We start from the raw sequence: 26359 nt of genomic DNA, 5'->3' as shown, positions 1-26359 counted from the left end.
CGCCAAGAAAACGCGCAGTGGGCTTCGTACAGTCTCCGGACCGTTTTCCTGGTAGGCCCGGACAGAAGGCACCGGCCGTGCAGCTGAAGTGCCAGTTCAGGGGCGTGCCCCCTTGTGGGGATTCCACAAGGGGGTCGGTGAGACTCCGGTCACAGACCGTGTCCGGATCAGGCGAGGGCGACGACGGCCTTGTGGGTGGCGCCCAGGGTGCCGGGGGTGATCCTCAGGGTGAGCGAGGTGCCGGTGGAGACCGTCTGGACCGTGGAGTCCTTGGAGGTTACCGCGCTCACCGGGCGGTTCCAGGTGACGTCGATGGTCGCGGACTGGCGCATGGGGTCGGAGACGCAGATGGTCGCCGTACCGCCTGATTCGCGGATCATGACGGCGGCCGGGGCGTTGGTGGTGAGCGTGCCGACCGTTCCCGCGAACCAGAAGTTGACGCCGGTGAAGCCGAGCGAGGGGACGGCCACGCCCTGCTGGTTGTCGGTGTTGGCCAGGGCGGTGACCCAGGTGGTGTCGGCGGCTCGGGCCGCCGTGGCCGTTGTGGTCGCGCCGGGCATCAGGACGTAGTGGTACGTGGCGTCCGTCGGGTCGGTGCCGTGGTCGAACCAGAGGGTGAGGTAGCGGCGGGTGAGCGGGGTCGTCGTACCGCCCGAGTTGATGTCCGACCAGGCTCCGGTGCGGGCGGTACGGAGGGCCTTGACGGTGGCTCCGCCGGGGAAGACGTAGCCGGCGTGGCCCGCGATCTGGGCCCACTTGGCGCCGGTGAGGGTGGCGTTCCAGCCCAGGGCCGTGGACTGGGCGGTGCCGTCGACGGTGAAGGCGTGGACGCCGGCCTCGCCGAGGTTGCGGTTCTCCACCACGCTCTCCACGCCGGTGGCGTCGCGGCCGCGGATTCCTGCGCCGAGACAGACGATCGCGTCGTCGAGGAAGAACCAGGACTTCTTGGCGACGAGGGTGGAGGAGAGGCCCTTGAGGTACTGGCCGACGCTCGCGTACGTACCGTCACTCGCCCCGCCCACCCACTTCACGTCGGGGAGGGCCGCGCCCCAGGTGCCGCCCGCGCCGTCGGCGAGGACCTTCTTGGAGGCGGTCGTGCCGGGGAGGCGGTAGGGGTCGACGGTGGGCCAGAAGGCGTCGCTGTACTGGCCGTTGGCGAAGTCCTTGCCCCACCAGTAGAGCATTCCGGACCCTGTGTGCCAGCCGCGGACGTTCTCGCCGTTGCCGTTCTCGTAGTACGTGATGCGGCCGGAGGCCATCGAGACGTTGGCGGCCCAGGCGGCGCGGCGGTGCACGGCTCGGTCCATGCCGGGGAAGAGGCGGTGGCCCACCGGTTCCGCGGCGGCGGTCGCCGTGCCGTTCTGGACCGCGGCCAGGCGGGCCGCGGCGGCGACGCCGAGGGCGGGGTCGGTGAGGATCGGGACGTAGTAGTCGCGGGCGATCCAGCCCTTGACCATCGACTGCCAGCGGGCGGACTCGGCGGCCGACGCACCCTGGGCGAGGAGGGCGATGCAGGCGATGATCGCGTGGCCGCGGCTGTGATCGCTCTGCCCCTCTCGGCTGATCGCACGGCCCGAGACGCTGTCCATGGCGAGGCCGTTGAAGAGGAAGGGCGCGTACGCCTTCTCGACCGAGTCGAAGATGACCTGGCGGCCGGAGTCGGTGACCTCCCAGGTGGAGCCCTTGAGGAGGGCGAAGAGGAGGGAGAGGCCGCCGAGCATGACCGAGCCGTAGGAGCCCGCGTAGGGGACGACGGTGTGCTGGACGAAGGAGCCGTCCGCGTAGAGGCCGTCGCCGGTCGTCACGTACGGGAAGACGGGCGAGAGCGCGTCGCGGGCGGTGGCGATCTTGGCGGGGGTCTTGGCGATCACTCCGCGCAGGGCGATGACGCGGCAGAGGTCGACGCGGTTGGCGCCGGTGGAGGTGCCGGAGTACGTGGCGACGGCGCTGTCGGGGACGAAGTGGTCGATGGCGGCGGCGTAGTCGGCGATTCGGGTGGTGCCCAGGCTGTCGTAGAGGAAGGCGCAGATGTCCAGGAGCGCCTGGGGTATGCCGATCTGCCAGTTGTACCAATTGCCGTATCTGGCCTGGGTGTTGTTGTAGCGCTCGGTGTGGAGGTGATCGAGACCTGCGAGGATCTCGGTGAGCAGGGCGGCGTTGCCGGTGAGTCCGGTGCCGGGCTGGGAGTACGCCTCGGCGAGGGTGCGCAGCCGGGAGTAACTGGTGCCGAGGGCGGCGGAGTAGCCGTAGGAGGCGGTGTCGGTGTTCGGGTCCGGGTCGGCGTAGTCGAGGTCCGGCCAGAGGGAGCCGCTCGTGGCGTTCATGGTGGAGCGCAGGGTGGCGGCCGTGGTGCCGAGGGCGGAGAGCTTGGTCTTGTACGGTTCCGCGGCGGCGTCGAATCCGGTGCCGAGCATCAGATCGCGCCACTTGAGGCGGAGGGTGTCGTACGCGTCGGCCGCCATGGCGTGACCTGCGGCGGCCCCGAGGACCGGGACGGCGACGGCGGTGGCGGCGACCGCGCGCAGGAAGCCGCGGCGCGAGAGGAACATGGGGGGAACCACGGAGGACATGAGGGGAGAAACCTCCGGAGGGAAGGGTGCGTCATTGCACTCAGGGCCACTCGCGGTGCGAGTGAGCGGTTTCTAACACGTACGAACAGACAGCAGCAATGGCTTGAACGCTTCCTGCCGAAAATGATTGTTCAGACAGAAACGTTCACTAACGATCGTTGGAGTACTACACTCCAGCTCAGCCCGGTGACGGAAGAGGGGACCGGATTACGTGCATGCCGAAGAGAGGCACCAGGCGATACTGCGTCGCTTGCGCGAGCACGGCTCGCTGCGAGTGACCGATTTCGCCGATGAGTTGGGGGTTTCGCCCGTTACGGTCCGCCGTGATGTCGAGACTCTCGCCGAGCGCGGTCTGGTCGCCCGCGTCCACGGCGGCGCCATGCTCCCCGAGACCCGTGCGGAGACTGCCGGACCGGGTGCGGACACGGCACCGGTCGCGACGGTGCCCGGACCCCGTACCGCTGCCACGGAGCGGGTGTTCGGCATGATCGTGCCGGCCGCCGACTACTACTACCCGGAAGTGATCAAGGGCGCCCGCGAGGCGGCCGGTGCACGCGGTATCCGGCTGGTGCTCGGCATCTCCCAGTACTCCCCCGCCGAGGAGCAGGTGCAGGCCCGGCAGATGCTGGCCGACGGCATCGACGGGCTTCTGATCACCCCCTGCGGGGGCGCGGACGACCAGCACTGGCTGGCCGAACTCCCCATCCCCTTCGCCCTGGTGGAGCGCCGCCCCGAGATGGACATCGCGGGCGCGGAGCGGGCCGTCACCGACCACGTCTACGGCGCCCGGCTCGCGGTGCGCCATCTCGCGGAGTCCGGCCGGACGAAGATCGCCCTGCTGCTGCGCGAGGACAGCCCGCACGGGCCGCTGGTCGCCGAGGGGTACGCGGGCGGTCTGCGGGCGGCGGGCCTCGCCGCCCCCACCGCGATCAGCTTCCGCGTCCCGTCCCCCTCTGCGAGGGAGGAACGCGACCGGATCATCGAGGAGTTCATCGAAGCGGTCACCGAGGGCCGGGTCGATGCCGTACTCGTGCACAACGATCACGATGCGATCGTTCTGCTGCAGCGGCTGCGCGCACACGGCCTGACCGTCCCCGGTGATCTGGCGATCGTCGCGTACGACGACGAGGTGGCCGCACTCGCGGACATCCCGCTGACCGCCGTGGCCCCGCCCAAACACGCGGTGGGCGCGGCCGCCGTGGACCTCCTCGACCAGCGGGTCACCGACCCCAGCCGCCCCAAGCACCGTCTCGCCATACTGCCCGAGCTGCACATTCGGGACTCCAGCAGCTGAGCTCCTTCCGTACCGGAGAAACCCTCATGTTCCAGATATCCCCCGAGGGTTTCTCCCTCGACGGACGACCCCTGCGCCTGCTGTCGGGGGCCATGCACTACTTCAGGACCCTGCCCGAGCAGTGGCCGCACCGGCTGCACCAGCTGCGGGCGATGGGGCTCAACACCGTGGAGACGTACGTCCCGTGGAACCTCCACGAGCCGCGGCCGGGGACGTACGACTTCGAGGGACTGGCCGACCTCGACGCATTCCTGCACGCCACCGCCGAGGCCGGGCTGCACGCGATCGTCCGCCCCTCGCCGTACATCTGTGCCGAGTGGGAGAACGGCGGGCTGCCCTGGTGGCTCAACGCCGACCGGGACGTGCGGGCGGTGCGCTGCCAGGACCCGGCCTATCTGGCCCATGTGGAGCGCTGGTACGACCGGTTGATGCCGGTGATCGCACCGCACCAGGTCACTCGCGGCGGCAATGTGCTGATGGTCCAGATCGAGAACGAGTACGGCTCGTACGGCACCGACACCGGCTATCTGCAGCACCTCGCCGACGCCATGCGCTCGCGCGGGATCGACGTCCCGCTCTTCACCTCGGACGGCCCGGAGGACTTCTTCCTCACCGGCGGCACCGTCCCCGGGCATCTGGCGACCGTCAACTTCGGCAGCCGCGCCACGGAGGCGTTCGCCGAGCTCAGGCGGTTCCGGCCGGAGGACCCGGCGATGTGCATGGAGTTCTGGTGCGGCTGGTTCGACCACTGGGGCGACGGGCACACCGTCCGCGACCCGAAGGACGCGGCCGCCGCCCTCGCCGAGATGGTGGACGCAGGCGCTTCGGTGAACATCTACATGGCGCACGGCGGCACCAACTTCGGGACGTGGGCGGGCGCCAACACCAAGGACCCGGCCACCGGCGCGGTCTACCTCCCCGATGTGACGTCGTACGACTACGACGCCCCGATCGACGAGCGCGGCGGGACCACCGAGAAGTTCTGGGCGTTCCGCGAGGTCCTGGAGAAGGTCGCCGACGGGCCGCTGCCCGATCCGGCGCCGCTGCCGCCCCTGTTGCCTGCGGGAAGGGTCGAACTGACCGAATCGGTCCGGCTCTTCGAGGTACTGGACGAGCTGGCGGCCCCCACCGTCACCTCGCCCGTCCCGCTGACCTTCGAGGAGCTGGGCATCGAGCACGGCCTCGTCCTCTACGGAACGGAGATCCCGGGCCCGCGCAAGGCCTATCCGCTCTCCGTGCAGGGCCTGGCCGACCGCGCCCATGTCTTCGCCGACGGCGAGCTCAGGGGCGTCCTGGAGCGGGACTCCGACGCCCCGTGGCCCGAGATCGCGGTGGACGGTGCGCGCACGCGCATCGAGCTGCTGGTCGAGTCGATGGGCCGGGTCAACTACGGCACGGCGGTCGGCGAACACAAGGGCGTGACCCGCGTGCTGCACACCCAGCAGATGCTGCACAACTGGACGGCCCGCCCTGTCCCGCTGGGCAACGGAACCCCTGATGACCTGCCCTGGGGAACGGCGTCCGAAGGTCCGGGACCGGTTTTCCACCGGGGCTTCCTGGACGTCGAGGAAGCCGGGGAACCGAAGGAGGCCGCCGACGCCCATCTCGCGCTGCCCGGCTGGACCAAGGGCTACGTCTGGGTCAACGGCTTCTGTCTGGGTCGCTACTGGGAGCAGGGCCCGCAGCGGACGCTCTACGTCCCGTGGCCGCTGCTGCGCCCCGGGCGCAACGAGATCGTGGTCTTGGAGCTCGACGGATGTACGGAAACAGTCGTCGAGGTGCGCGAGTTGCCCGACTTGGGCTGATTCGGCGGGCGTTGACCAGTCGACGGATGTGCGGGATTGCACGTTTCGATTGAAACGCGCAAGCCCGCACATCGAAACCGTTCCGAGATGATCGATTGTCTCTTTGCTATTGACTCTGATCGTTCTTGGTCGAAAGATGACGTCAACTCGCCTCGTCAGCAGGTCTTCTCGTAGGAGTCAGAGCAATGAAGCCCACCTCCCGTAAGTCCTCCATAGCCCTTGCGGCCGCTGTGGCCTCTCTGGCCGTCCTCGCCACCGCCTGTGGCGGCGACGACTCCAGCGGCAAGAGCGCGGGGACCGGCACCGCCGCCGAACCGGTCAAGATCACCTACTGGTCCTGGATGCCCGGGACCAAGGACATGACCGCGGAGTTCAACAAGACCCACAAGAACATCCAGGTCACCTACTCCGAGATCCCGGCCGGTCTGGCCGGCGGCTACGACAAGCTCGGCAAGGCCGTCAAGGCAGGCAACGCCCCCGACGTCGTCAACGCCGAGTACCAGGCCCTCCCCGACCTCGTCACCCAGGGCCTCCTCAAGGACTCCACCGCGGAGCTCGGCGACACCGTCAAGAGCTACTCCCCCGAGTCCGTCCAGTCCCTGGTGACGCTCGGCGGCAAGACCTGGGCGGCCCCGTACGACGTCGGCCCGCAGACGTTCTTCTACCGCACCGACCTCTTCAAGAAGTACGGCGTCGAAGTCCCCAAGACCTGGGCCGAGTTCAAGACCGCCGCCGAGAAGATCAAGTCGGCCTCCAAGGGCAAGTCCCGGATGCTCTCCTTCTGGGGCGACGACACCGCCACCTGGGCGGGCCTCGTCCAGCAGGCCGGCGGCAAGTGGTACGCCGCCGACGGCGACTCCTGGAAGGTCAACATCGCCAGCCCCGAGACCCAGAAGGTCGCGGACTACTGGAAGGACCTGGTCAAGGGCGGCCTGGTCTACAACGACGTCTCCTGGAGCCCGGAGTCCACCAAGAAGGTCACCGACGGCAGCGCCGTCGCCTACCTCGGTGCGGCCTGGAGCGCGGGCGGCCTGAAGACCTCGTATCCCAAGCAGACCGGCAACTGGGCCGAGGCCCCGCTGCCCAACTGGGGCACCGCCGCCACCGGCTCCGTCGGCGGCTCGTCCTTCGCCATCAGCAAGGATTCCAAGAAGGCGGAAGCGGCCGCCGAGTTCATCAAGTGGGCGACCACCGACAAGGCCGCCGTCAAGGCCCGCCTCGCGTCCGGCGCCTCCAGCGGTCTGCCCGCCAACGAGGAGCTGCGCTCCACCGCCAAGGAGACCTTCGACGCGAAGTTCTTCGGCGGCCAGGACATCTACGCCCTCGCCGGCGACCAGGTGAAGACCATCCCCGCGGGCTGGGTCTGGAGCCCGACCCACAACTCCACCTCGGTGTCGCTGACCGCGGCCCTCGGCAAGGTCAAGGCCTCCGGCGACTTCTGGTCCGCCTTCCAGGACGGCCAGAAGGCCGCGGAGAAGAGCATCACGGACCGCGGCCTCAAGCTCGCCAAGTAGTTCGCCGCAGCAAGCCTCCGGCCGGGGCGGCCTGATCCCGCCCCGGCCGGAACCCTCTTCTCGTACGGACCAAAGGAGCCTTTGGTGTCATCACGGCTCGGCCGCGGTCAGCGCAGCACCCCCGCTCTGTTCATCGCCCCCTTCTTCCTTCTCTTCATCGCCGTGATGATCGTTCCGATCGGTTACGCGATCTGGATGAGCCTCTTCCGCGAGGAGTCCGCCGGTCTCGGCTTCGGCGGCTCGCACACGGTCTTCACCGGCATCGGCAACTACACGCGCGCCCTGGGCGACTCGGTCTTCCGCGACAGCTTTCTGCACGTCGCCCTCTACTGCCTGATCTACATCCCGCTGATGGTCGGCGGCGCCCTCGCACTCGCCCTGCTCGTCGACTCGGCGATGGCCCGCGCGAAGAAGTTCTTCCAGCTGGCGTACTTCCTGCCGCACGCGGTGCCGGGAATGATCGCCGCGATCATCTGGGTCTACCTCTACACCCCGAGCCTCAGCCCGATCACCCAGTTCCTGAAGACGTTCGGCGCGAGCTGGGACTTCCTCGGCAACGACGCCGTCCTCTTCTCCATGGCGAACGCCGCCGCCTGGCAGTGGATCGGCTACAACATGGTGATCTTCTACGCCGCCCTGCAGGCCGTCCCGCGCGAGACGCTGGAGGCCGCCCTCGTCGACGGCGCCGGTCACTTCCGTACAGCGGTCGCCGTGAAGCTCCCGATGATCCGCTCCTCGGTCGTCCTCACCATGCTCTTCACCGCCGTCGGCGCCATCCAGCTCTTCACCGAGCCCGAGATCCTGCGCGCCAAGGCCCCCTCGCTCGCCCCCGAGTGGTCGCCGACGATGTACATCTACCAGGCCGCCTTCACCAAGCACGACTACGGGACGGCCGCCGCGGCCTCCCTGATGCTCGCCGTGCTCGGAGCACTGCTCTCCTTCGTGATCACCAAGTTCGGCAACCGCTGGAAGGAGGCGTAGAGCATGAGCGTCGACACCAAGACCCCGCACGCACCGTCCGCCGCCGCCGTGGACAAGCAGCCCCCGGTCCGGCCCACCCGCTCCCGTACGACCCGCAGCCGCGGCGGCGCGACCGCGTCGTCCTTCTCCTCCAGGGCCGTGGTCAACACCATCCTGGTCATCATGGCGTTCTACACGCTGATGCCGCTGACCTGGCTGATCTTCGCCTCCACCAAGAACAACGGCGACCTCTTCGCCCACCCCGGCTTCGAGCTCGGAGACTTCAACCTCTTCTCCAACCTCCGCGCGCTCTTCAGCTACAACGACGGCATCTTCGCCACCTGGCTCGGCAACAGCATGCTGTACTCGGTCGTCGGCGCCGCCGCATCGGCCTTCATCAGCCTGCTGGCCGGCTACGCCTTCGACAAGTACAACTTCCCCCTGAAGAACAAGATGTACGGGGTCGTCCTGCTCGGGATCCTCGTCCCCAGCACCGTCGTCTCGCTGCCGATGTACCTGATGGCGTCAAAGGTCGGCCTGGTCAACACCTACTGGGCGGTCCTCATCCCCGGCCTGGTCAACCCCTTCGGCGTCTACCTCGCCCGGGTCTTCTCCGAGGGCTACGTCCCCGGCGAGACCCTGGAGGCCGCCCGTATGGACGGCGCGAGCGAGATCCGGCTCTTCCGCTCGGTGTCGCTCCCGATGATGGCCCCCGCCTTCATGACGATCTTCCTCTTCTCCTTCACCGGCAGCTGGAACAACTTCTTCCTGCCGCTGGTGATGCTGAACGACAGCTCGAAATACCCGGTCACGCTCGGCATCTACAACTGGAACCAGACGGTCTCCCAGTACCCCGAGTTCTACCAACTGGTCATCACGGGCTCGCTGATCTCGGTGATCCCCCTGGCCATCGCCTTCCTCGGCCTGCAGCGCTACTGGCGCTCCGGCCTCACCGCCGGAGCCGTCAAGTGACCGCCGCTGCCTCCGCTTCCCGCCGCCGCCCCCGCACCGTCCTGGCGATGGAGGCCTCCGTACGGGACGCGCTCTTCGACCAGGCCGCGTACGCCCGGCTGGCCGAGGTCGCGGACGCCGAACCCGCCGTCGTCGTACGGGACTTCGCCGACCCCGCGCACACGGACCGCCTCGCCGGGGCGGAGGTCCTGTTCAGCGGCTGGGGCTGCCCGCCCCTGACGGCCGCCGCGCTGGAGCGGATGCCGAAACTGCGCGCGGTCGTGCACGCGGCCGGCTCGGTCAAGCACCACATCACCGACGCGTGCTGGGAGCGCGGCATCGCGGTCTCCTCGGCCGCCGGGGTCAATGCGCTCCCGGTCGCCGAGTACACGGTCTCCGCGATCCTCTTCGCCGGAAAGCGGGTGCTGCCCGCGGCCGCCGCGTACCGCACCAAACGGACCTGGATCAGCCCAATCGAAGTGGTCGGGAACGGCGGCAACTTCCGCCGTACGGTCGGAGTCGTCGGCGCCTCGCGGATCGGGCGGCGCGTGATCGAACTGCTGCGCCCCTTCGATCTGCGGGTCCTCGTCCACGACCCGTACCTGGATCCGGCGGAGGCGCGGGCGCTGGGTGCGGAGCCGGTGTCGCTGGACACCCTCGCCCTCTCCAGCGACGTCGTCACGGTCCATGCGCCCGAACTCCCCGAGACCCGGCACCTGTTCGACCGGGCGCGGCTGTCACTGCTGAGGGACGGGGCCACGCTCATCAACACCGCGCGCGGCTCGCTCGTCGACACGGAGGCGCTCATCGAGGAGCTGGTCGCGGGCCGGCTGCAGGCCGTCCTGGACGTCACCGACCCGGAGATCCTGCCCGCCGACTCTCCCCTCTTCGACCTGGAGAACTGCCTGCTCACCCCGCACATCGCGGGCTCGCTCGGCAACGAGCTGGGCCGGATGACGCACCACGCGATGGACGAGCTGGAGAGTTACGCGGCAGGTCTGCCCTTCGCCGATCCGGTACGGGCCGAAGCGCTCGCCCACTCGGCCTGACAGGAGTCACGAACCCCGATGATCGTCCCCCGCCCTGCCCAATTCACCCTCAGCGAGGGCGGGTTCACGCTCACCTCGACCACCCCGGTCCTCGCCGAAGCCCCGCTCGACCGGGCCGCCGGCCGGCTGCGCGCCGCGCTCGCGCCGTCGCTGGGGGCGTCGCCGCCGGAGCGCGGGGAGGGGCCCGCGGTCCGGTTCCGTACGGACTCCGGGCTCGGCGAGGAGGCGTACCGGCTCACGGTCGCGTACGACGGTGTGCTCATCGAGGCGTCGGCGCACGCCGGGGCCTTCTACGCCGTGCAGTCGCTGCTGCAGCTGCTGCCCGCGCAGGTGCTCAGGTCGGCGGTCGCGGCGCCGGGGCCGCTGGTGGTGCCGTGCGCGACGGTCGCGGACGGGCCGCGGTTCGGGTGGCGGGGGACGCTGATCGATGTGGCGCGGCGGTTCCTTCCGAAGCGTGAACTCCTCAGGTACATCGACCTGTTGGCGCTGCACAAGCTCAATGTGCTGCATCTGCATCTGACGGACGACCAGGGCTGGCGCATCGAGATCAAGCGATACCCGCGGCTGACGGAGACCGGGTCGTGGCGGAGGGAATCGACGGTCGGCTCGTCGAAGCACGGGCGCCTGGACGGGCGTCCGCACGGCGGGTTCTACACCCAGGAGGACATCCGCGAGATCGTCGCGTACGCGGAGGAGCGGGCGATCACCGTCGTACCGGAGATCGACCTGCCCGGGCACACGCAGGCGGCGATCGCGGCCTACCCGGAGCTGGGGAACACCGGGGGTGCGGTGGAGGTGGGCACGGCGTGGGGGCCCGCGACGCACGTCCTGAACGCGGAGGACGCGACGGTCGAGTTCTTCAAGGGGGTGTACGAGGAGGTGCTCGATCTCTTCCCCTCGCGGTACGTGTGCGTGGGCGGGGACGAGTGCGTACAGGCCGAGTGGCGGGAGAGTCCGCGGGTCCAGGAGCGGATGCGGGAGCTGGGCCTGCCGGACGAGGACGCGCTGCAGAGCTGGTACATCCGGCAGTTCGCCACGTTCCTGACGCAGCGGGGCCGCAAGCTGCTGGGCTGGGACGAGATCCTGGCGGGCGGGCTCGCGGAGGGCGCGACGGTCATGTCGTGGCGGGGGACGCAGGGGGCGGTCGCGGCGGCGCGGGCCGGGCACGACGTGGTGGCGTGTCCGCTGACGGAGACCTACTTCGACTTCCGCCAGTCGGAGGGGGCCGACGAGCCGATCCCGGTGGGGTGCGCGACGACGACGGAGGACGCGTACGCCTTCGACCCGGTGCCGGCCGGGCTGACGCCCGGGGAGGCGGCGCATGTGCTGGGCGGACAAGCGCAGCTGTGGACGGAGGTGGTGGACGGGGCGCGGGGCCTGGACTACCTGGCGTTCCCGAGGCTGTCGGCGTTCGCGGAGGCGGTGTGGTCGGGCGGGGATCGGTCGTATGCGGAGTTCGAGGTACGCCTCGTACGGCACCTGGAGCGGCTGGACGCGCTGGGGGTGGAGTACCGACCGCTCGACGGACCCCGCCCGTGGCAGACGCGGCCCGATGCGATGGGGTGGCCGCGGGACCGGGCGGCGATGCTGGCGGACGTGCTGGGCGGGCCCGAGCACTGACGCGGTGCGGAGGGCGATCGCTGCGGGTCTGGCTTCGTCCCTGCCCCCAGTAAGCGACCTTCGGCCGCTTGTCCTCAATCGCCGGACGGGCTTGATTTTGGCTCGGGTGGACACCGTCGGCCCCCGAGTCTCCACCCTCAGTTCCACCCATGGGTCCAGGTGCCAGAGGCCTTGTCGCAGCAGGCTTAGGGGCATGACAACAACCGAGTGGATCACAGACATCGCGCTCCTCCTCGTCGTCTTCCGACAGCTGCGGGAAGGTCGCCTCGACCTCAAGACCTTCCTCATCCCGCTGGGCATCGTGGCCTTCGTGGCCCATACGTACCTCGACTCGATCCCCACCGCGGGCAACGACCTCGTACTGATCGGCACCCTCGTCGGCGCGGGTGCCGTCCTCGGCATCGCCGGTGGTGTCTACACCCGGATCCGGCCCGCCGGCGGGCACCTCCTCATCAAGGCCGGTGCCGTCTCGGCGGTCCTCTGGGTGGTCGGCATGGGTGCCCGGATGGGCTTCCAGCTGTGGGTCGAGCACGGGGGCGGCGCGGACAACGTCGGCCGGTTCAGCATCGCCCACCACATCACCTCCGACCAGGCCTGGACCGCCGCCTTCGTCCTGATGGCGCTCACCGAGGTGGTCACCCGGCTGGCGACGATCTACCTGCGCAGCCGGACCGTGCGGCCCGCACCCCGGGCGGCCGGGGTCGCCGCCTCCTCGCCCGTCCTCGGCCGCACCCGCTGACCGTGGGTTATGGTCGGCCCGTGGCCGCTGCCGAGACCGATCCGCCCTCCGGGACGGCCCCGCACCAAGGGGCCGGCCCCCGGCCGGTTCCCGCGCACGACCCCCGGGTGCAGTGGGCCGTGACCCTCGCGGTCATCGTCGCCGGGGCCCTGACGATCCGGCCCATGGGGTTCAGCGGACGCGGGCTCGCGGTCGCCGTCCTCTTCGTCGTGAACTGTGTGGCACTGCTCGGCCGGGGCGTGCCCGAGGGCAAGGTCTCCCCGCGCGTCGCCCTGATCTGGCTCACGTTCGGCATCGTCGCCGCGGCCGCACTGATCGGCGTCAGCCGCAGCGGGTCGAGCTATCTCTTCGCCTTCTTCCTGGCCGGCCACATCGGCTACCGGCTGGAGACCAGGCCGGCCCTCCTCCTCGCCCTGCTCTGCAGCGTGCTCTGCGGCGGCGTCCTCTATCTGCGCCTGGGCCCCGGCCACGAGCTGCTGCCGTGGACCCTGGGCCTGGCCACCGGCGCCCCCGTCCTGGTCGGGATCGTCAACCGGGCCCGGCAGCGCTCCGTCCGTACGGCCATCGAGGCGGCCGAGTCCGCCGAGCGGGCGGCCCGCGCCGAGGCCAGGACCGCCGTACTGACCGAGCGCAGCCGTATCGCCCGGGACGTGCACGACGTCCTGGCGCACTCCCTCGCGGGGATCAACATGCAGCTGGAGCTGGCCGACGCGCTGCTCGACACCGGCGACCTGGACAAGGTCCGCGAGGCCAACAACAAGGCGCACAGCATGGTCAAGGAGAGCCTCAAGCAGGCCCAGTGGACCGTGCACGCGCTGCGCGAGGACTCCCTGCCGCTGCTGGAGAGCCTGACCGCGATGGTCGAATCCTCCGGGCACCGCGATGCGCTGACGGTGACCGGGACCGTACGGCTGGCGCCCGCCCAGGTCACCCAGAATCTGCTGCGGATCGCCCAGGAGTCGCTGACCAACGCGGCCAGGTACGCGCCGGGCGGGGCGGTCGCGGTGGAGCTGACGTTCGACGCCGCGTCGACCTCGCTGCGGGTCCGCAACCGCCCCGCCACCCGTACGGTGCCGGTGGGCGGCGGCAGCGGGATGGGGCTCATCGGAATGCGCGAACGTGTCGCCCTGCTGGGCGGAACCATTACGGCTGGGCCGGTCACCGAAGGACCGGACCAGGGCGGCTGGCAGGTGGAGGCAGTGATCCCGGGATGAGCGAACAGACAGAGCAGCAGGGGAAGTTGAGGGTGATCGTCGCCGACGATCAGGCCGCCGTACGGGAACCGCTCGCGGCGGTGCTCGGACTGTCGGAGGGGATCGACGTCGTGGCGGCGGCCGCGGACGGCACGGAGGTGCTGGCCGCGGTGGGGGCGGGGCCGGTCGACGTGGTGCTGATGGATCTGCGGATGCCGGTGATGGACGGGATCGAGACGACGCGGAGGCTGAGCGAGGAGCACCCCGGGGTGGCCGTGGTCGTGCTGACCACGTTCGCCGACGACGAGTCGATCCTGGCCGCGCTGAGCGCGGGGGCGCGGGGGTATCTGACGAAGAACGCCGGGCGCCAGGACATCGTGCGGGCGATCCGGGCAGCCGCGGCCGGTCAGTCCGTACTGGACCGGGAGGTCCAGGACCGGCTGCTCGCGACCGTACGGACGAAGCCGGTGGCTGCGGCGCCGGAGCGGGCGCTGCCCGAGGACCTCACGCCGCGTGAGCGTGAAGTCCTCGGGCTGATCGGGCAGGGGCTGCCGAACCGGGCCATCGCCGAGCAGTTGTTCATCAGCGAGGCCACGGTCAAGACGCACATCAACAACCTGTTCGCCAAGGCGGGGCTGAGGGACCGGGCCGACGCGGTTCGCCGGGCGATCGCTGCGGGTCTGGCCTGATCCCGCCCTGGCGGAGGCTCGGAACTACGACCCGCAGTGGAACTTCGCGTCACCCCAGTCCGCGTGGTCGTTGCCGTTGCCGTCTCCTCCGTCGGCGACCACCAGGTCCACGTACTTCGCCCCGGTGACGTCCGCCGTCAGTGACCACGCCGCGTCCGGGCCCTTCACCAGCGGCGACTTCACCTTCTCCGTGCCGTCCGCCAGGACGCTGTACTGCACGCTCCCCCGCGTCGTCTGGGAATCGTCGATCCCCACCTCCGCCGTGAAGCTCGTGCACTTGCCGCCCAGGTAGTAGCGGAGCTTGGAGGGTGCGTGCGTGCCCAGGCCCTTCGTGTACGAGACGCCGCCCACCTTCAGCGGGGTCCCGTCGCCCGGTGCCTGGTCGCCGTTCTCCATGTCCTTCTCCGCCGGGCCCCAGCCGTTGTCCATGGACGTCCAGTCCAGGTCACTGGCCCAGGCGTCCGTCGTGGGCGGCGGCGGCAGCGTGCGGACCGTCGCCGTCGCCGACAGCTTCCGCGGGGAGCCCGACACCTCGTACGTCGCCGCCGAACTCAGCTCGTACGCCTGGTACTTGGCGTCCACGGGAGGCGTCACCTGCCACGTCCCCGTGACCTGCGTGCCCGGCGCCACCGAGTCGAAGGTGACCGGGCCCGCAGGCTCCGCCGTCCAGCCCTCGGGGAGGGTGAGCGAGACGGACACGCCCGTCGCCGCCGTCGCCTCGTCGTTGCTGAACGTCGCCTGCACCTTGTTCTGCGCCCCCGGCTCCAGCGTCTGCTCCGCCGGGTCGACGGTGAGCGTGCCGCACGCCGCCTTCTCGGGGGCCGGGCCGAGGTCCGTCACCGTGAAGCCGTCGAGCACGAAGTCCGCGCCCTCGGGGGCGTCGTCGCGCTTGCGCAGGCCGGTGAAGGTGTCGCCGCAGCCCGCCGTGACGTTCTCGGCGAAGTGGGCCGTGGTGCGCTGCTGGCCGAGCGGGGTCTGCCGGGTCTCGACGGAGCCGCCTCCGCCGTTCGTGCGGTCGTAGCCGGTGACCCACTCGTAGGCGCCCGCGTGGCTCGACTGGTAGTCGAACTCGACCTTGTACGTGTGCCCGTCCGTCATGGGGACCGTCGAGGGTGCCGTGCGGTAGACCAGTCCGGCGTTCTCCTCGTGGGACTTGAGGGATTCGCCGCCGCCGATGACGTCGTCGATGAGCTTCCCGTTCCAGCCGGCCTGCGTGTACGGCGCGTGGAGCTGGGCGATGTGGGTGCGCGGGTCGTTGGATCCGCCGGAGTCGCCCTTGATGAAGGGGCCCCAGCCCTGGTCGACGGCCTCGAAGTCCTCGTAGGAGACCGTGCCGGCCTGGGTGGCGGGGGCGTTCTCGACGAGGCGGATGTCGTCCAGGCGGACGGATGCGGCCGAACTGCCCTTCGCCGCCTCGATCTTGAGCGTGGTGTGTCCGTTCCTCGGCGCGGTGAAGTTCACCTTGGCGCGCTGGAAGTACGTACCGTGCCAGTCGGATCCGGCGAGGTTGTTCTCGACGGCCGAGCGCTCGACCGTGACCTGTTGCCCGCCGGCCGAGAGCGTCGTACGGCGCGTCTTGCCCGGCTCGACTTCCACCCAGGCGGACGCCGTGTAGCGCTTGCCGGGGGTCAGGCCCTTGATGTTCTGGGAGACGGCGGCGGTCGCGTCGCCCGACAGCTTCGCGCTGTTGCGGCCCTGGCTGTCCGTGTCGCGTACGACGGTGCCGGCCGTGCCCCAGTCACCGAGGCGGGCGTCGTTGAAGCCCGGGTCCTGCACCTTGGTGCCCTGGCCCCACTGGGGGTCGGAGGCCTTCGGGGCGTGGTCCGGGTAGAGGACGTACGCCTGGCCCGCGGCCGCGGTCAGCGTGATCTTCCCGTCCACGGGGCGGACCGTCGTGACCTTCTGGCGGCCGTTGTCCGTGAGCTTGTAGACGGTGTACTTGCCGGCCGGGACAGCCCAACTGGTCGTGCCACCCGCCTTGTTGTAGTGGTAGAGCTTCTTGCCGCCGTCCCACGGGAGGAGGTAGCTCGTCCCGTCCAGGACCTTGCGGCCGTGATCGTAGAACGTCCGCTTCCCGTCCTCCACCGTGCCGGTGACCCCGCCCGTGAAGGTGATGTCGTTGCCGTCCCAGCGGGTGATCTTCTGGTGCTGGAGGTACTTGGCGGGCAGGTCGCGCTGCCAGACGTTCGCCGTGAACTTCGTCCAGTCCGTCTCGCCCGTCCAGCCCTCGAACTCGTCGATGGCGGTCTGGCCGAGGACCGGGTCGTTGTTCCAGACGTCCTTCTCGTCGTTGCGGATGAAGCGGATGATCTTGGAGTTGAGGCCCTTGTCGGTGGGGCCGCCGTAGTCCAGGTCATTGGCCCAGTGCGACCAGAGCGAGCCGCGCTCGAACTTGTCGGCCCACTCGGAGGCGACGTTCCAGCCCTGGCCCTGGATGGCCTGCATCGTCTTGTCGGCGATCCAGCCGTGCGTGTAGTACACGTCGACGTACAGCATCGAGAGGTTGGGGTCGGTCTCGTCGCGCAGCTTCTTCAGGCGCGCAGTGAGGTTTCCGCTGTTCACGTCGCGGCGCTGGTCGATGTAGTAGCTCTGGTCGAGCCAGTTCCAGCCCTGGGCGGTCTTGTCGACGAGGTTGTCGTCGAAGGTCGTCGCGACCGGGTACGCCTCGGTGTCGTTGATGTGCGCGCCGAAGGTGGCGCCCCACTTCTTGCCGTCCCTGAGCAGGGTGTTGAGGTCCTTCAGGCCGCCCGCCCGCTTGTTGATGTCGAAGTAGTCGGGGTGGGCGGAGTCGTGGCCCTCGGACGCGTACCCCTTCAGGAGCGCCATCTGCCCGAGCCCGTCCGTCGACAGCGAGATCCGCTTGACGTCGTCGAGGGTGCGCAGGAAGGGGTGCGTGGCCTGGCTGGCGAAGTTGAACGGGATGTGGGTGATGACCCGGTCCGGGGTCTGGTCGCCGCCCTTGGGCTTGATGCCGATGGTGCGGAAGGCGACGGCGCCGTCCTGCCAGTCGACCGCCCCGTCGCCGTTGGCGTCGGGGGTGACGACGACCTTCGCCCAGGGCAGGTTGCCGCCGGTTTCGGCGGTCGGTGAGCCGCTCCCCCGGTACGTCCACTGCCCCGACCAGACGCCGACGCGCACCGAGCCGTCCGCGTCCTTGCGGGCCTGGTGCCAGAAGCGGGCCTCGTCGCCGTTGGTGGCACCGCTGGGCTTGTCGTAGCTGGAGTTGGACTCGACGGTCGCAGCGAGCGATCCGGTGTTGACGATCGCGTATGTGGCGCCAACGGGGGCCGTGTCGGCGGCCGTTGAGGTCGTCACCTTGCCGAACACGTCGGCGGTCCGCGTGGAGTCGTTGTCGAGCCGGGTGAAGGCGGTGGCCGCGCCCGTGTCCGTACTGGAGACGGAGACCAGGTCGTGGCCCGGGATGTCGATGGTGCCGACGCGGAACGCCTCGGTGTCGCGTACGGCGGTGACCTTGAAGGTGGTGGCCCGCCCTGCGACCGACAGCGTCGCGTCGATCTCGACGCCGTCGAGGCCGGTGAAGGTGAGCGTGTAGCGGGCGCTGGAGGCCGTGATCACCGGGTCGCCCTTGACCTGGACCGGGTAGGCCTTGCCGTTGAGGGTGACCGCGGTGACCGGCTTCGTACTGCCGAGGAGGGTCGCGCCGGTTCCGTTGTCGGTGTACGAGACGACCCGCGGGAAGTCCTTGGCGACGGCCACCGAGAGCTGGGGCGAGCCGATGACGGCGTCCCCGGCGGACGCGGCCGCCGCCCCGGTTGCTGCTCCGGTGCGGGCGGCGGCCGGCAGGGCGGGCCCGGCCAGGGCGAATACGGCGGATGAGGCGGCGGCGAGTGCGCACGCCGCGCGGAATCTTCGAGGCATGAGCACTGATCTAGTGGCGCCGCCCCGCCCCGGTCAACGGCCAACCCGCTTACCGGCTGCGGCAGTCCAACAACCGCCGTACGGAAGTCCAAGTGGCTCCTGCGGCTAGCCCTGTTGGGTTCCCTCGAAGAATCCGGTGGCGACGACGTGTCCTGTCACGGCCTGGAGCAGCGCTTCGCAGTTGGGGAGCGGGGTGTCGGCGGGGATCGCCTCGTCGAGGGCGTAGAGGTGGAATCCGTAGCGGTGCGCTCCATGGCCGGAGAGGGCGCGCGGGCCCTGGTAGCCGGTGCGGCCCATGACGACGGGGACGTATCTGACCTGCGTGTTGTCAGGGGTGAGCGCTCCTTCGGCGAAGCCCTTGAGGTCCGGGGAGAACAGGGCGACGAAGTGGAGGATCGGGCGGCTCAGGGGAACGTCGATGTCCTCCATCACCAGGAGGAGTTGGCGGGTGGCTTCGGGGAGCGGGCCCCACTGGAACGGCGGGGAGAGGTTCGGTCCGCGCCCCTTGCCCGCGTGCCGGACGGGGATCGGCTGCCCGTGCGCGAAGGCGGCGCTGGAGAACTCGATCGCGGTGGCGCTCGCGAGGGCGGGGACGCGGCGGACGCTGTGCTCCTCGCCCGCGCGGCGGTTCCGGAGGAGGCGGCCCAGGGGCGTAAGTGCCTTGTCCAGGGCGCTCATTCGGCGGCCGCCCCCGCGAGCAGGCCGAGGACCTCGGCGGTGGTGCCGGTCTCGCCGATGCGGGGGAAGATCCGCTCGGTGCTGTGGCGGTGGTTGTCGGCGTCCCTGTCGGTCATGGCGTCGGTGACCAGGGTGAGGTGGTAGCCGTGTTCGTGGGCGGCGCGGGCGGTGGACTCGACGCCGGCGCTGGTGGCGATGCCGGCCAGGACGATCTGGGTGACGCCCCGGCGGCGCAGCTGGAGGTCGAGGTCGGTGCCGTAGAACGCGCCCCAGTTGCGCTTCGTGACGGTGATGTCGCCGGGGTGTCCGGCGAGGGCGTCCACGATGAGGTCCCAGCCCTCGGTCAGGGTGAGGCTCCGGGCCCCCGGGGCGACGGAGCTGCGGCCGGGGACGCGGTCCGCGCCGTCGGGGGCGAAGGTGGCGCGGACCAGGACGACGGGGAGGTCGCGGGCGCGGAAGGCGTCGGCCAGCTCGACGGAGCGGTCCAGGACCTCGGTGGTGGAGTGGGGGGCGCCGGTGGCGGCCAATACGCCGTTCTGCAGGTCGATGAGGACGAGTGCGGTGGTGGGGTCGAGCGTGGTGAGTGACAAGGCGGTGCTCTTTCCGGGAGGGGGAAGGGAGTTACCGGGCGGCCGGGGCGATACGGCGCAGCGAGCGATCCGCCGCGCTGACCAGCAGGAAGAGGCAGGCGACGACCAGGAGGAAGATGCCGAGGTCGTGCAGGCCCGCGGTGTTCGCGCCGTGCTTGAAGAACACGGCGTTGGCGGCGGAGGCCAGCAGCGCGCCGACGTACATGAAGGTGCGCAGCAGGCCGGCGGAGGAGCCCATGCGGGCCGGGTCGGCCTGGGCGTAGAGGGCGTTCTGGTTGGCGAGGCCGTTGAGGCCCTGCGGTATGCCGACGAGCGCGCCGACGACGATCAGCATCCAGAGGGGACTTGACGAGCCGAGAAGGAGCAGGGCCGCGCAGGAGGCGATCTGCACCAGTCCGCCGGCCAGGAGCTTGCCGCGCACCTGTGCGCGCCGCCCGGTCGTCGCGGTGACGGCCATCGCCGCCACCGACATCGGCAGCAGGACGAGCCCGGCAGCGGACGCGCTCAGGCCGTGGCCCTCCTCCAGCCACTGGGTGAAGCCGTAGAGGAAGGCGTACGAAGTGGTGTACGCCAGGAGCTGGCGAATGTAGGTGGCGAGCAGCGGTGCGTTGCCGCCGAGGACCCGCAGGTCGATGAAGGGCTGTGCGGTGCGCAGCTCGCGAGCGGTGAAGCCCCCGCCGAGGGCGACGGCGATCAACGGCAGGTACCAATCGGAGAGTTGAGGGTCCATCAGGAAGAGCATGAACGCGGTGAGCATCCCGGCGAACAGCACCATGCCCGGCACGTCGACCCGCTCGGACTCCGGCTTCGCCATCACGGCGTCGCGCCGGGGCAGCCGCCGCGCGCCCAGGACCAGACAGGCCGCCGACAGCGGGATGTTGATGGCGAAGATCAGGTGCCAGCCGCCCGCGCCGATGAGCAGTCCGCCCAGCGTCGGGCCGATCACCGCGACGACCTGGTTGGAGATCGAGAGCGCGGCCAGGATCCCGGTGGGGCTCTTCATGCCGGTGCGGTCGGACTCGCTGCGGAGCAGGAACATCGAGGCCGGGTACGCGGCCGAGGTGCCGAAGCCGAGCAGGACGCGGGAGACGACGAGGACCCACAGCTCGGGGGCGAGGACGCCGACCAGTCCGGCGATGCCGACGAGCGCGGTGCCCACGAGGTAGAGCAGGCGCGGACCGTACGTGTCGACGAGCCGGCCGATGACCGGCTGCCCGACCGCGGTGGCGAGATAGAGGGCGGAGACGAGCCACGCCGTCTGGGACGGCGGGGCGCCGAACGCCTGCCCGATGGGGATCAACGCCACGGCGAGCATGGAGGAGTTGATGGGGTTCAGTACGGAACCCAGCATCATCGGGGCGAGCAGCTTGCGGTTGAACCCGCCGGGCTCCTGCGCTCCGGTGCGGCGCAGGGTGGTCCGTATGCGGCCGGTGAGGGCCGTCATGACTGGGCGACGTCGTCCAGCAACGCCATGGCCGCGATGACCGTACGCAGTTCCTCGTCGCTGCAGCGCTCCTCAAGGGTGCGCGCGAGCCACTCCTGGCGGGAGCGCCGTTCGCCCTGGAAGCGCTCGCGGCCCGCGTCGGTGAGGGAGACGAGCTGGCGGCGGCCGTCGTCGGGGTCGGGGGTGCGCACGGCCAGACCGGCCTCCTCCAGCGCCGCGACGGTCTTGGCCGTCGACTGCGGGCGGACCCGCTCGGCGGCGGCGAGGTCGCTGGCCGTGGCCGGGCCGCCCTTCGCGAGGCGTGAGAGCACGGACGTCTGCGACGGGGTGAGGCCGCCGTCGCCGGCCAGCTCGCGGAGTCTGCGGATCAGACGGCTGACCACGGCCCGGGTGTCGCCCGCCGCACGGACCGCCAGTTCGGAGGTCTCGCCGGCGCGGGCGTCGGCTCTGTTGTCGTTCATGGCCTCACCGTAAAACTCTTCAGTCCAGGCTGTCCAGTTTCAGGTGCACAGTTCAGGCTGCCCATTTCGTCCACTTCACGAGTGCGACACGATCCGAACGGGTGACGTTGTTGAACTTTGAACCAAAGAGGTCTATAGTCGATCTCGTTGAAGGTTAAACGACCTTGAACCCCGTCCCCACCGAGGAGGAGCCATGGCTCTGTTCAACCGCAAGAACCAGACCGTCGCCGCCGAGGCCGCGCCCGCCGCCGCTCTCCCGGTGGACCCCGCTCTCGCCGCCCTGACCGGCGACTACACGATCGACCCCGCCCACAGCTCCATCGGCTTCACCGTGCGTCACGCCATGGTCACCAACGTCCGCGGCTCCTTCGGCGGCCACGAGGGCACCCTCCACCTCGACGGCACCGACCCGTCCCGCTCGACCGCCTCCCTCGACGTACAGATCGAGTCCGTCGACACGGGCATCGCCGACCGCGACGGCCACCTGCGCAGCGCGGACTTCTTCGACGCGGAGAAGTTCCCGCTCATGACCTTCCGCTCGACGCAGGCCGAGCAGCTCGGCGGCGACGCGTACCGGATCACCGGTGACCTCACGATCAAGGACGTCACCAAGCCGCTCGCCATCGACCTGGAGTTCAACGGCACCGCGACCGACCCGTACGGCAACGAGCGCGTCGGCTTCGAGGGCAGCGCGACCATCCTGCGCACCGACTGGGGCCTGACCTGGAACTCGGCGCTGGAGACCGGTGGCGTCCTGGTCGGCGACAAGGTCAAGCTGACTTTCGACATCTCGGCGATCAAGGCCGCCTGACCCTTCTGACCCGTCTGACCCGTCGTACGCCACAGCCCCGGTCTCCGAGCGGAGACCGGGGCTGTGGTGTGTCCGCGGTGCGCGCTAGCAGCCGCCACAGTTGTAGTAGAGGACGTCCCAGTGGTTGCCCTCGTCGGTGTAGATGTTGCCGGAGCCGGACTGGTACATCGGGTAGCCGTCGCCGCGGAGGCCGATGTAACTGAACGCGCTGTGCACGTAGTTGTTGAGGCAGGTGCTCTTGCCGATGTCGAGCTTGTAGCCGTTCCAGTGCGAGTACGTGCCGCTCGCGTGGCCCGTCTCGGTGCCGCCGGTGATGTTCATCGCGCACCCGGTCGCCCGCTTCAGGGTCTGCGCGCCCTGGGCGGTGGCGAGGTTGAGCTGGTCGAACGACGTACAGGTGGAGTTGTTGCGGTTGGTGCAGCCGCCGGACGACGACCAGGTGATGCCGACGGAGCGGAACATCGATTCGGCGGTGGCCTGGCTGATCTTCGTGGCGGCGAAGGCGTCGGACGCGCTGGAGAAGACACCGACACCTGGTGCGAAGAGCACACCGAGGACGAGCGCGAGCGCACTGAGGACAGAGCGGATCTTCACGGGGGAACCCTCCTGCTGTTGACCGTGCTTCCTGTGGGTCTGCTGTGCAGGTGGCGCAGGGAGATGGTGCCCGAGTTCTACGCGCGTTCGCCAGAGGGCGTCGGGGTCGGGATCCGGACTACTTGGCGTCGTTGTTGAATTGGGACTGCGACCAGCGGTAGCCCAGGACGGTCAGGCCCACGCACCAGACCAGCGCGATCCACCAGTTGTTGCCGATCTCGGTGCCCAGGAGCAGTCCGCGCAGGGTCTCGATGGCCGGGGTGAAGGGCTGGTACTCGGCGATCGGCTGGAACCAGCCCGGCATGCTGTGCAGCGGCACGAAGGCGCTGGAGATCAGCGGCAGCAGGATCAGCGGCATCGCACTGTTGCTGGCCGCCTCCGCATTCGGGCTGCCCAGGCCCATCCCGACGGCGATCCACGTGAACGCCAGGGCGAAGAGGGCGAGCAGGCCGAAGGCCGCCAGCCACTCCAGGACACTGGCGTCGGTGGAGCGGAAGCCCATCGCGACACCGACCGCACCGACCAGGACCACGCTGATGATGGCCTGCAACACACTGCCGATCACATGCCCGATCAGCACCGAACCACGGTGGATGGCCATGGTGCGGAAACGGGCGATGATGCCCTCGTTCATGTCGGTGGAGACCGAGACGGCGGTGCCGACCGTGGTCGAGCCGATCGTCATCAGCAGGATGCCCGGCACCAGGTAGGCGATGTAGGCGGAGCGGCCCGCACCGCCGCTCATCGTGTCACCGAAGATGTAGACGAACAGCAGGAGCAGCATCACCGGAGTGAGCAGCAGGTTCAGCGTCAGCGACGGATAGCGGCGCGCATGCAGCAGATTGCGGCGCAGCATCGTGTTCGAGTCGCGCACAACAAGGGAGAGGGAGCTCATCGGACTGTCTCCTTGGACGGAGTGGTCTGGCTGGGGACGGTGTTGTCGCCGGTGAGGGCGAAGAAGACGTCGTCGAGGTCGGGGGTGTGGACGGTCAGTTCGTCGGCTTCGATGCCGGCGGCGTCGAGGCGGTCGAGGATGGAACGCAGGTCGCGCTGGCTGCCGTTGCTGGGAATCTGCAGGATCAGCGCTTCGTCGTCGCCGGTGGATTCGCGGAGTGCGGTGGCGGCGGACCGGTAGGCCGTGGGGTCGGTGAAGCGCAGTCGTACGTGTCCGCCGGGGACCAGACGCTTGAGCTCCTCCGCGGTGCCTTCCGCGGCGATCTTCCCGTCACTCAACACCGCGATACGGTCGGCGAGTTCATCCGCCTCCTCCAGGTACTGGGTGGTGAGGAAGACGGTCACGCCGCCTGTGACCAGCTCACGGATGATCCCCCACATCGTGTGACGCGAGCGCGGGTCGAGACCGGTCGTCGGCTCGTCGAGGAAGATGATCCGCGGGCTCCCGACCAGGGTCATCGCGATGTCCAGCCGGCGCTTCATGCCGCCCGAGTACGTCGAGGCCGGCTTCTTCGCCGCCTCCACCAGGTCGAAGCGCTCCAGGAGTTCAGCCGTGACCCGGCGGCCCTCAGCCTTGGGGAGGTGTTGCAGGTCGGCCATGAGGAGCATGTTCTCCTCGCCGGTGATCAGGCCGTCGACGGCGGAGAACTGACCGGTGACACCGATCACCGACCGCACCGACTGCGCCTTCGCGACCAGATCATGACCACCGACGCTCGCCTGCCCGCCATCGGCGGAGATCAGCGTGGAAAGAATCTTCACAGCGGTCGTCTTCCCGGCACCGTTCGGACCGAGGAGGGCGAAAACCGTGCCTTCGGGGACCTCCAGGTCGATGCCGTCGAGCACGACCTTGTCGCCGTAGGACTTGTGCAGTGCGTTCGCGGAGATGGCCGAGCTGGTCATGAGGGGTGCTCCTTGTCAGAGGCTGCGGGCGGTGATGTCGCCGTGGGCGGTGCTCGCGTGGATGAGCAGGTCGGCGCCGTCGGCGTTCTTGAGCGAGTTGTGGATCCGGCCGTACGTGGTGCCGGCGTTGAGTGCGGCGGAGACTCCGTGGGCGGCGGCGATGGAGATCTCACCGGACTCGGTGCGGAGCGTGACCGTGCCGTGCACGGCTTCGGCGACCGTCAGATCGCCCTTCAGGGTGGTGATCTCCCCGTCGCCGGCCAGGCGGCCGACCGAGACGTCGCCGTCCTGGAGGGTGAGGCGGGCGTTTTCCGTCCAGTCGAGTTCGACCGCGCCCTGTGCGCCCTCGAAGATGACGTCGCCGAGCGGTCCCACGCCACTGAGTTCGGCGCTGGCCGCCTTCGCTTCGACGCGGGAGCCGGCGGGCAGTTGGACGGTGACCTCGACGGAACCGGAGTTGCCGAGGATCCGGCTCTTCGCCTCCGGGGACCCGATCCTCAGGACACCGTCGCCGTACTCGACCGTGATCTGCGCCGCGGCCTTCACGTCGCGGCCCTTCGAGGCGTCCGCGGGCAGGACCTCGACCGTGGTGTCGGCACGGTCTGTTGCGATGAACCGGATGTAGCCCGCGGGGATGTCGAGAATCGCGGAGACCGGAGCGGGGGTGTCGAACTTCTGCATCGTGCTCTCCTTCTGCGTTCACTGTTTCCGATGAGAGAAACGCTACGTTGCGTTCAATGATCTGACAACATACTCGTTGCGCATGAATGCCATAGTCGCAGGTAGAGGCCGAATATTCATTGCAATGGTTTCGAATCTAACGCAACAACGTGCACTGGATTTGTTGCAATGGAATGCGAGTGAAGGTCACGGGCGCTGCCGTAGGTTGGCGAAATGACTTCCGGGGACGGGGCGTTCGGGGATTCCGTCGGGGCCGACCGGGTCAAGGGGCAGGCGCAGACCGGGTGTTACACCTGTGCGCACGAGAACGGGTTCGCGACGCTGCCGCCGCGTGAGCTCGTCGGCGCGACCGGGTCGCGCTGGAAGTGCGGGCCCAGTTGGAAATCGCTGGTCGTGGCTGAACAGGGCTGATACAAACCGGAGATGGACACCGGATACGCGGAACTCGACCCGTTGGAGCGGTTGCTCGCCGAGCGTGCCTGCGAGCGGCTGATCGTGGAGTTTCTGCGCCGGCTCGATCTGGGGAACCCGAGCACCGTCGCCGAGCTCTTCACCTCCGACGGCGTCTGGGAGTGGCCGCACGGCAACCGGTTCATCAAGGGGCGCGAGGAGCTGCGGAGTTACTTCGGGTCGCGGCCCGAGGACCGGCTCTCTCGGCGGATGTGCAGCAACATCCTCGTCACCGTCGAGTCGGCCACGACCGCGTCCGCCATCTCCTACTTCGCCACGTACCGCGTCGACGGCTACACCGGCGGCATGCTGCCGCCCCGGCTGCCCGCGAACGTCGGGCACTACGAGGACTCCTTCCGGTGCGTCGACGGGGTGTGGCTGCTCGCGTCGCGGGCCACGTATCTGCCCTTCGGCGGGCCCACCGAGCGGATCGGGCCGAGCGGGCGCGACGCCGCGGGCTGAGCCCCGTACTCCCCGGGGCGTACGGGGATCGCCTCCGGCAGGGCGACGCCCCGGGTGGCAGGTCCTCG

General features: G+C 69.6%; 23 protein-coding genes. 13 read left to right on the top strand and 10 right to left on the bottom strand.

Annotated features, from left to right (window positions below):
* Positions 1–167: 167 nt before the first annotated feature.
* The gene (locus OG707_RS28910; protein ID WP_329123394.1) at positions 168–2549 is read right to left on the bottom strand and encodes a polysaccharide lyase 8 family protein; all 2382 of its coding nucleotides are present in this window, start codon (positions 2547–2549) and stop codon (positions 168–170) included.
* Between the two features lie 232 nt (positions 2550–2781).
* On the opposite strand from OG707_RS28910, the gene OG707_RS28905 reads away from it, so the two are divergent.
* The 10 genes from OG707_RS28905 (at position 2782) to OG707_RS28860 (ending at position 14384) form a co-directional block, all read left to right on the top strand.
* Positions 2782–3864 carry a substrate-binding domain-containing protein gene (locus tag OG707_RS28905; RefSeq protein WP_329123392.1) on the top strand — a complete coding sequence of 361 codons (1083 nt, stop codon included), beginning with the start codon at positions 2782–2784 and terminating at the stop codon, positions 3862–3864.
* A 26-nt stretch (positions 3865–3890) separates the two neighbouring features.
* Positions 3891–5669: a glycoside hydrolase family 35 protein gene (locus OG707_RS28900; RefSeq protein ID WP_329123390.1), complete on the top strand. Its 1779-nt coding sequence runs from the start codon at positions 3891–3893 to the stop codon at positions 5667–5669.
* A gap of 185 nt (positions 5670–5854) precedes the next feature.
* Positions 5855–7183 (top strand): ABC transporter substrate-binding protein, encoded by a 1329-nt coding sequence (locus OG707_RS28895; RefSeq protein WP_329123388.1) that lies wholly within the window; start codon positions 5855–5857, stop codon positions 7181–7183.
* A gap of 132 nt (positions 7184–7315) precedes the next feature.
* Complete coding sequence (locus tag OG707_RS28890; protein ID WP_443071503.1) at positions 7316–8164, top strand: carbohydrate ABC transporter permease; 849 nt, start codon at positions 7316–7318, stop codon at positions 8162–8164.
* Positions 8165–8167: 3 nt separating this feature from the next.
* Positions 8168–9115: a carbohydrate ABC transporter permease gene (locus tag OG707_RS28885; RefSeq protein ID WP_329123384.1), complete on the top strand. Its 948-nt coding sequence runs from the start codon at positions 8168–8170 to the stop codon at positions 9113–9115.
* A 47-nt stretch (positions 9116–9162) separates the two neighbouring features.
* Positions 9163–10143: a hydroxyacid dehydrogenase gene (locus tag OG707_RS28880; protein ID WP_329128024.1), complete on the top strand. Its 981-nt coding sequence runs from the start codon at positions 9163–9165 to the stop codon at positions 10141–10143.
* Between the two features lie 18 nt (positions 10144–10161).
* A complete protein-coding gene (locus tag OG707_RS28875; protein WP_329123382.1) occupies positions 10162–11763 on the top strand; it encodes a beta-N-acetylhexosaminidase in 1602 nt (533 codons plus the stop codon).
* Between the two features lie 193 nt (positions 11764–11956).
* The gene (locus tag OG707_RS28870) at positions 11957–12502 is read left to right on the top strand and encodes a hypothetical protein (RefSeq protein WP_329123379.1); all 546 of its coding nucleotides are present in this window, start codon (positions 11957–11959) and stop codon (positions 12500–12502) included.
* Between the two features lie 107 nt (positions 12503–12609).
* Positions 12610–13716, top strand: a complete 1107-nt coding sequence (locus OG707_RS28865; RefSeq protein WP_329128023.1) for a sensor histidine kinase — start codon at positions 12610–12612, stop codon at positions 13714–13716.
* Complete coding sequence (locus OG707_RS28860; protein WP_329123377.1) at positions 13713–14384, top strand: response regulator transcription factor; 672 nt, start codon at positions 13713–13715, stop codon at positions 14382–14384. Before OG707_RS28865 ends, OG707_RS28860 begins: the two co-directional genes overlap by 4 nt.
* Positions 14385–14408: 24 nt before the next feature.
* Here OG707_RS28860 and OG707_RS28855 read toward each other — a convergent pair whose 3' ends face one another.
* From OG707_RS28855 to OG707_RS28835, 5 genes are all read right to left on the bottom strand, one after another.
* Positions 14409–18263, bottom strand: coding sequence for an endo-alpha-N-acetylgalactosaminidase family protein (locus OG707_RS28855; RefSeq protein WP_329123375.1), 3855 nt, complete (start codon positions 18261–18263; stop codon positions 14409–14411).
* A 105-nt stretch (positions 18264–18368) separates the two neighbouring features.
* Positions 18369–18941 carry a YbhB/YbcL family Raf kinase inhibitor-like protein gene (locus OG707_RS28850; protein WP_329123373.1) on the bottom strand — a complete coding sequence of 191 codons (573 nt, stop codon included), beginning with the start codon at positions 18939–18941 and terminating at the stop codon, positions 18369–18371.
* Positions 18938–19531, bottom strand: a complete 594-nt coding sequence (locus OG707_RS28845; RefSeq protein ID WP_329123371.1) for a hydrolase — start codon at positions 19529–19531, stop codon at positions 18938–18940. The genes OG707_RS28850 and OG707_RS28845 overlap by 4 nt, the downstream gene beginning before the upstream one ends.
* Positions 19532–19562: 31 nt before the next feature.
* Entirely contained in the window at positions 19563–20975 is a 1413-nt protein-coding gene (locus OG707_RS28840; protein ID WP_443071416.1) for an MFS transporter, read from the bottom strand.
* On the bottom strand, positions 20972–21436 hold the full coding sequence (locus tag OG707_RS28835; RefSeq protein ID WP_329123370.1) for a MarR family winged helix-turn-helix transcriptional regulator: 465 nt from the start codon (positions 21434–21436) through the stop codon (positions 20972–20974). Before OG707_RS28835 ends, OG707_RS28840 begins: the two co-directional genes overlap by 4 nt.
* 193 nt (positions 21437–21629) lie before the next feature.
* Between OG707_RS28835 and OG707_RS28830 the strand changes: the two genes are divergently transcribed.
* A complete protein-coding gene (locus OG707_RS28830; RefSeq protein WP_329123368.1) occupies positions 21630–22247 on the top strand; it encodes a YceI family protein in 618 nt (205 codons plus the stop codon).
* 84 nt (positions 22248–22331) lie between these two features.
* On the opposite strand, the gene OG707_RS28825 is transcribed toward OG707_RS28830, so the two are convergent.
* The 4 genes from OG707_RS28825 to OG707_RS28810 all read right to left on the bottom strand — a co-directional run bounded on the left by OG707_RS28825 (position 22332) and on the right by OG707_RS28810 (position 25379).
* Positions 22332–22841: a hypothetical protein gene (locus tag OG707_RS28825; protein ID WP_329123366.1), complete on the bottom strand. Its 510-nt coding sequence runs from the start codon at positions 22839–22841 to the stop codon at positions 22332–22334.
* 118 nt (positions 22842–22959) lie between these two features.
* A complete protein-coding gene (locus OG707_RS28820) occupies positions 22960–23736 on the bottom strand; it encodes an ABC transporter permease (RefSeq protein WP_329123365.1) in 777 nt (258 codons plus the stop codon).
* On the bottom strand, positions 23733–24698 hold the full coding sequence (locus OG707_RS28815) for an ATP-binding cassette domain-containing protein (RefSeq protein ID WP_329123362.1): 966 nt from the start codon (positions 24696–24698) through the stop codon (positions 23733–23735). The genes OG707_RS28820 and OG707_RS28815 overlap by 4 nt, the downstream gene beginning before the upstream one ends.
* Before the next feature lie 15 nt (positions 24699–24713).
* On the bottom strand, positions 24714–25379 hold the full coding sequence (locus tag OG707_RS28810) for a DUF4097 family beta strand repeat-containing protein (RefSeq protein WP_329123360.1): 666 nt from the start codon (positions 25377–25379) through the stop codon (positions 24714–24716).
* A 213-nt stretch (positions 25380–25592) separates the two neighbouring features.
* On the opposite strand from OG707_RS28810, the gene OG707_RS28805 reads away from it, so the two are divergent.
* Positions 25593–25790 carry a hypothetical protein gene (locus tag OG707_RS28805; protein WP_329123358.1) on the top strand — a complete coding sequence of 66 codons (198 nt, stop codon included), beginning with the start codon at positions 25593–25595 and terminating at the stop codon, positions 25788–25790.
* 12 nt (positions 25791–25802) lie between these two features.
* Positions 25803–26291: a nuclear transport factor 2 family protein gene (locus tag OG707_RS28800; protein WP_329123356.1), complete on the top strand. Its 489-nt coding sequence runs from the start codon at positions 25803–25805 to the stop codon at positions 26289–26291.
* The last annotated feature ends 68 nt before the right edge of the window (positions 26292–26359 follow it).

The sequence above is a fragment of the Streptomyces sp. NBC_01465 genome (genome assembly GCF_036227325.1).
Lineage (GTDB): Bacteria > Actinomycetota > Actinomycetes > Streptomycetales > Streptomycetaceae > Streptomyces.
The sequence above is the reverse complement of the archived record's forward strand: the minus strand, read 5'-3'. Positions and strand labels throughout refer to the sequence as shown.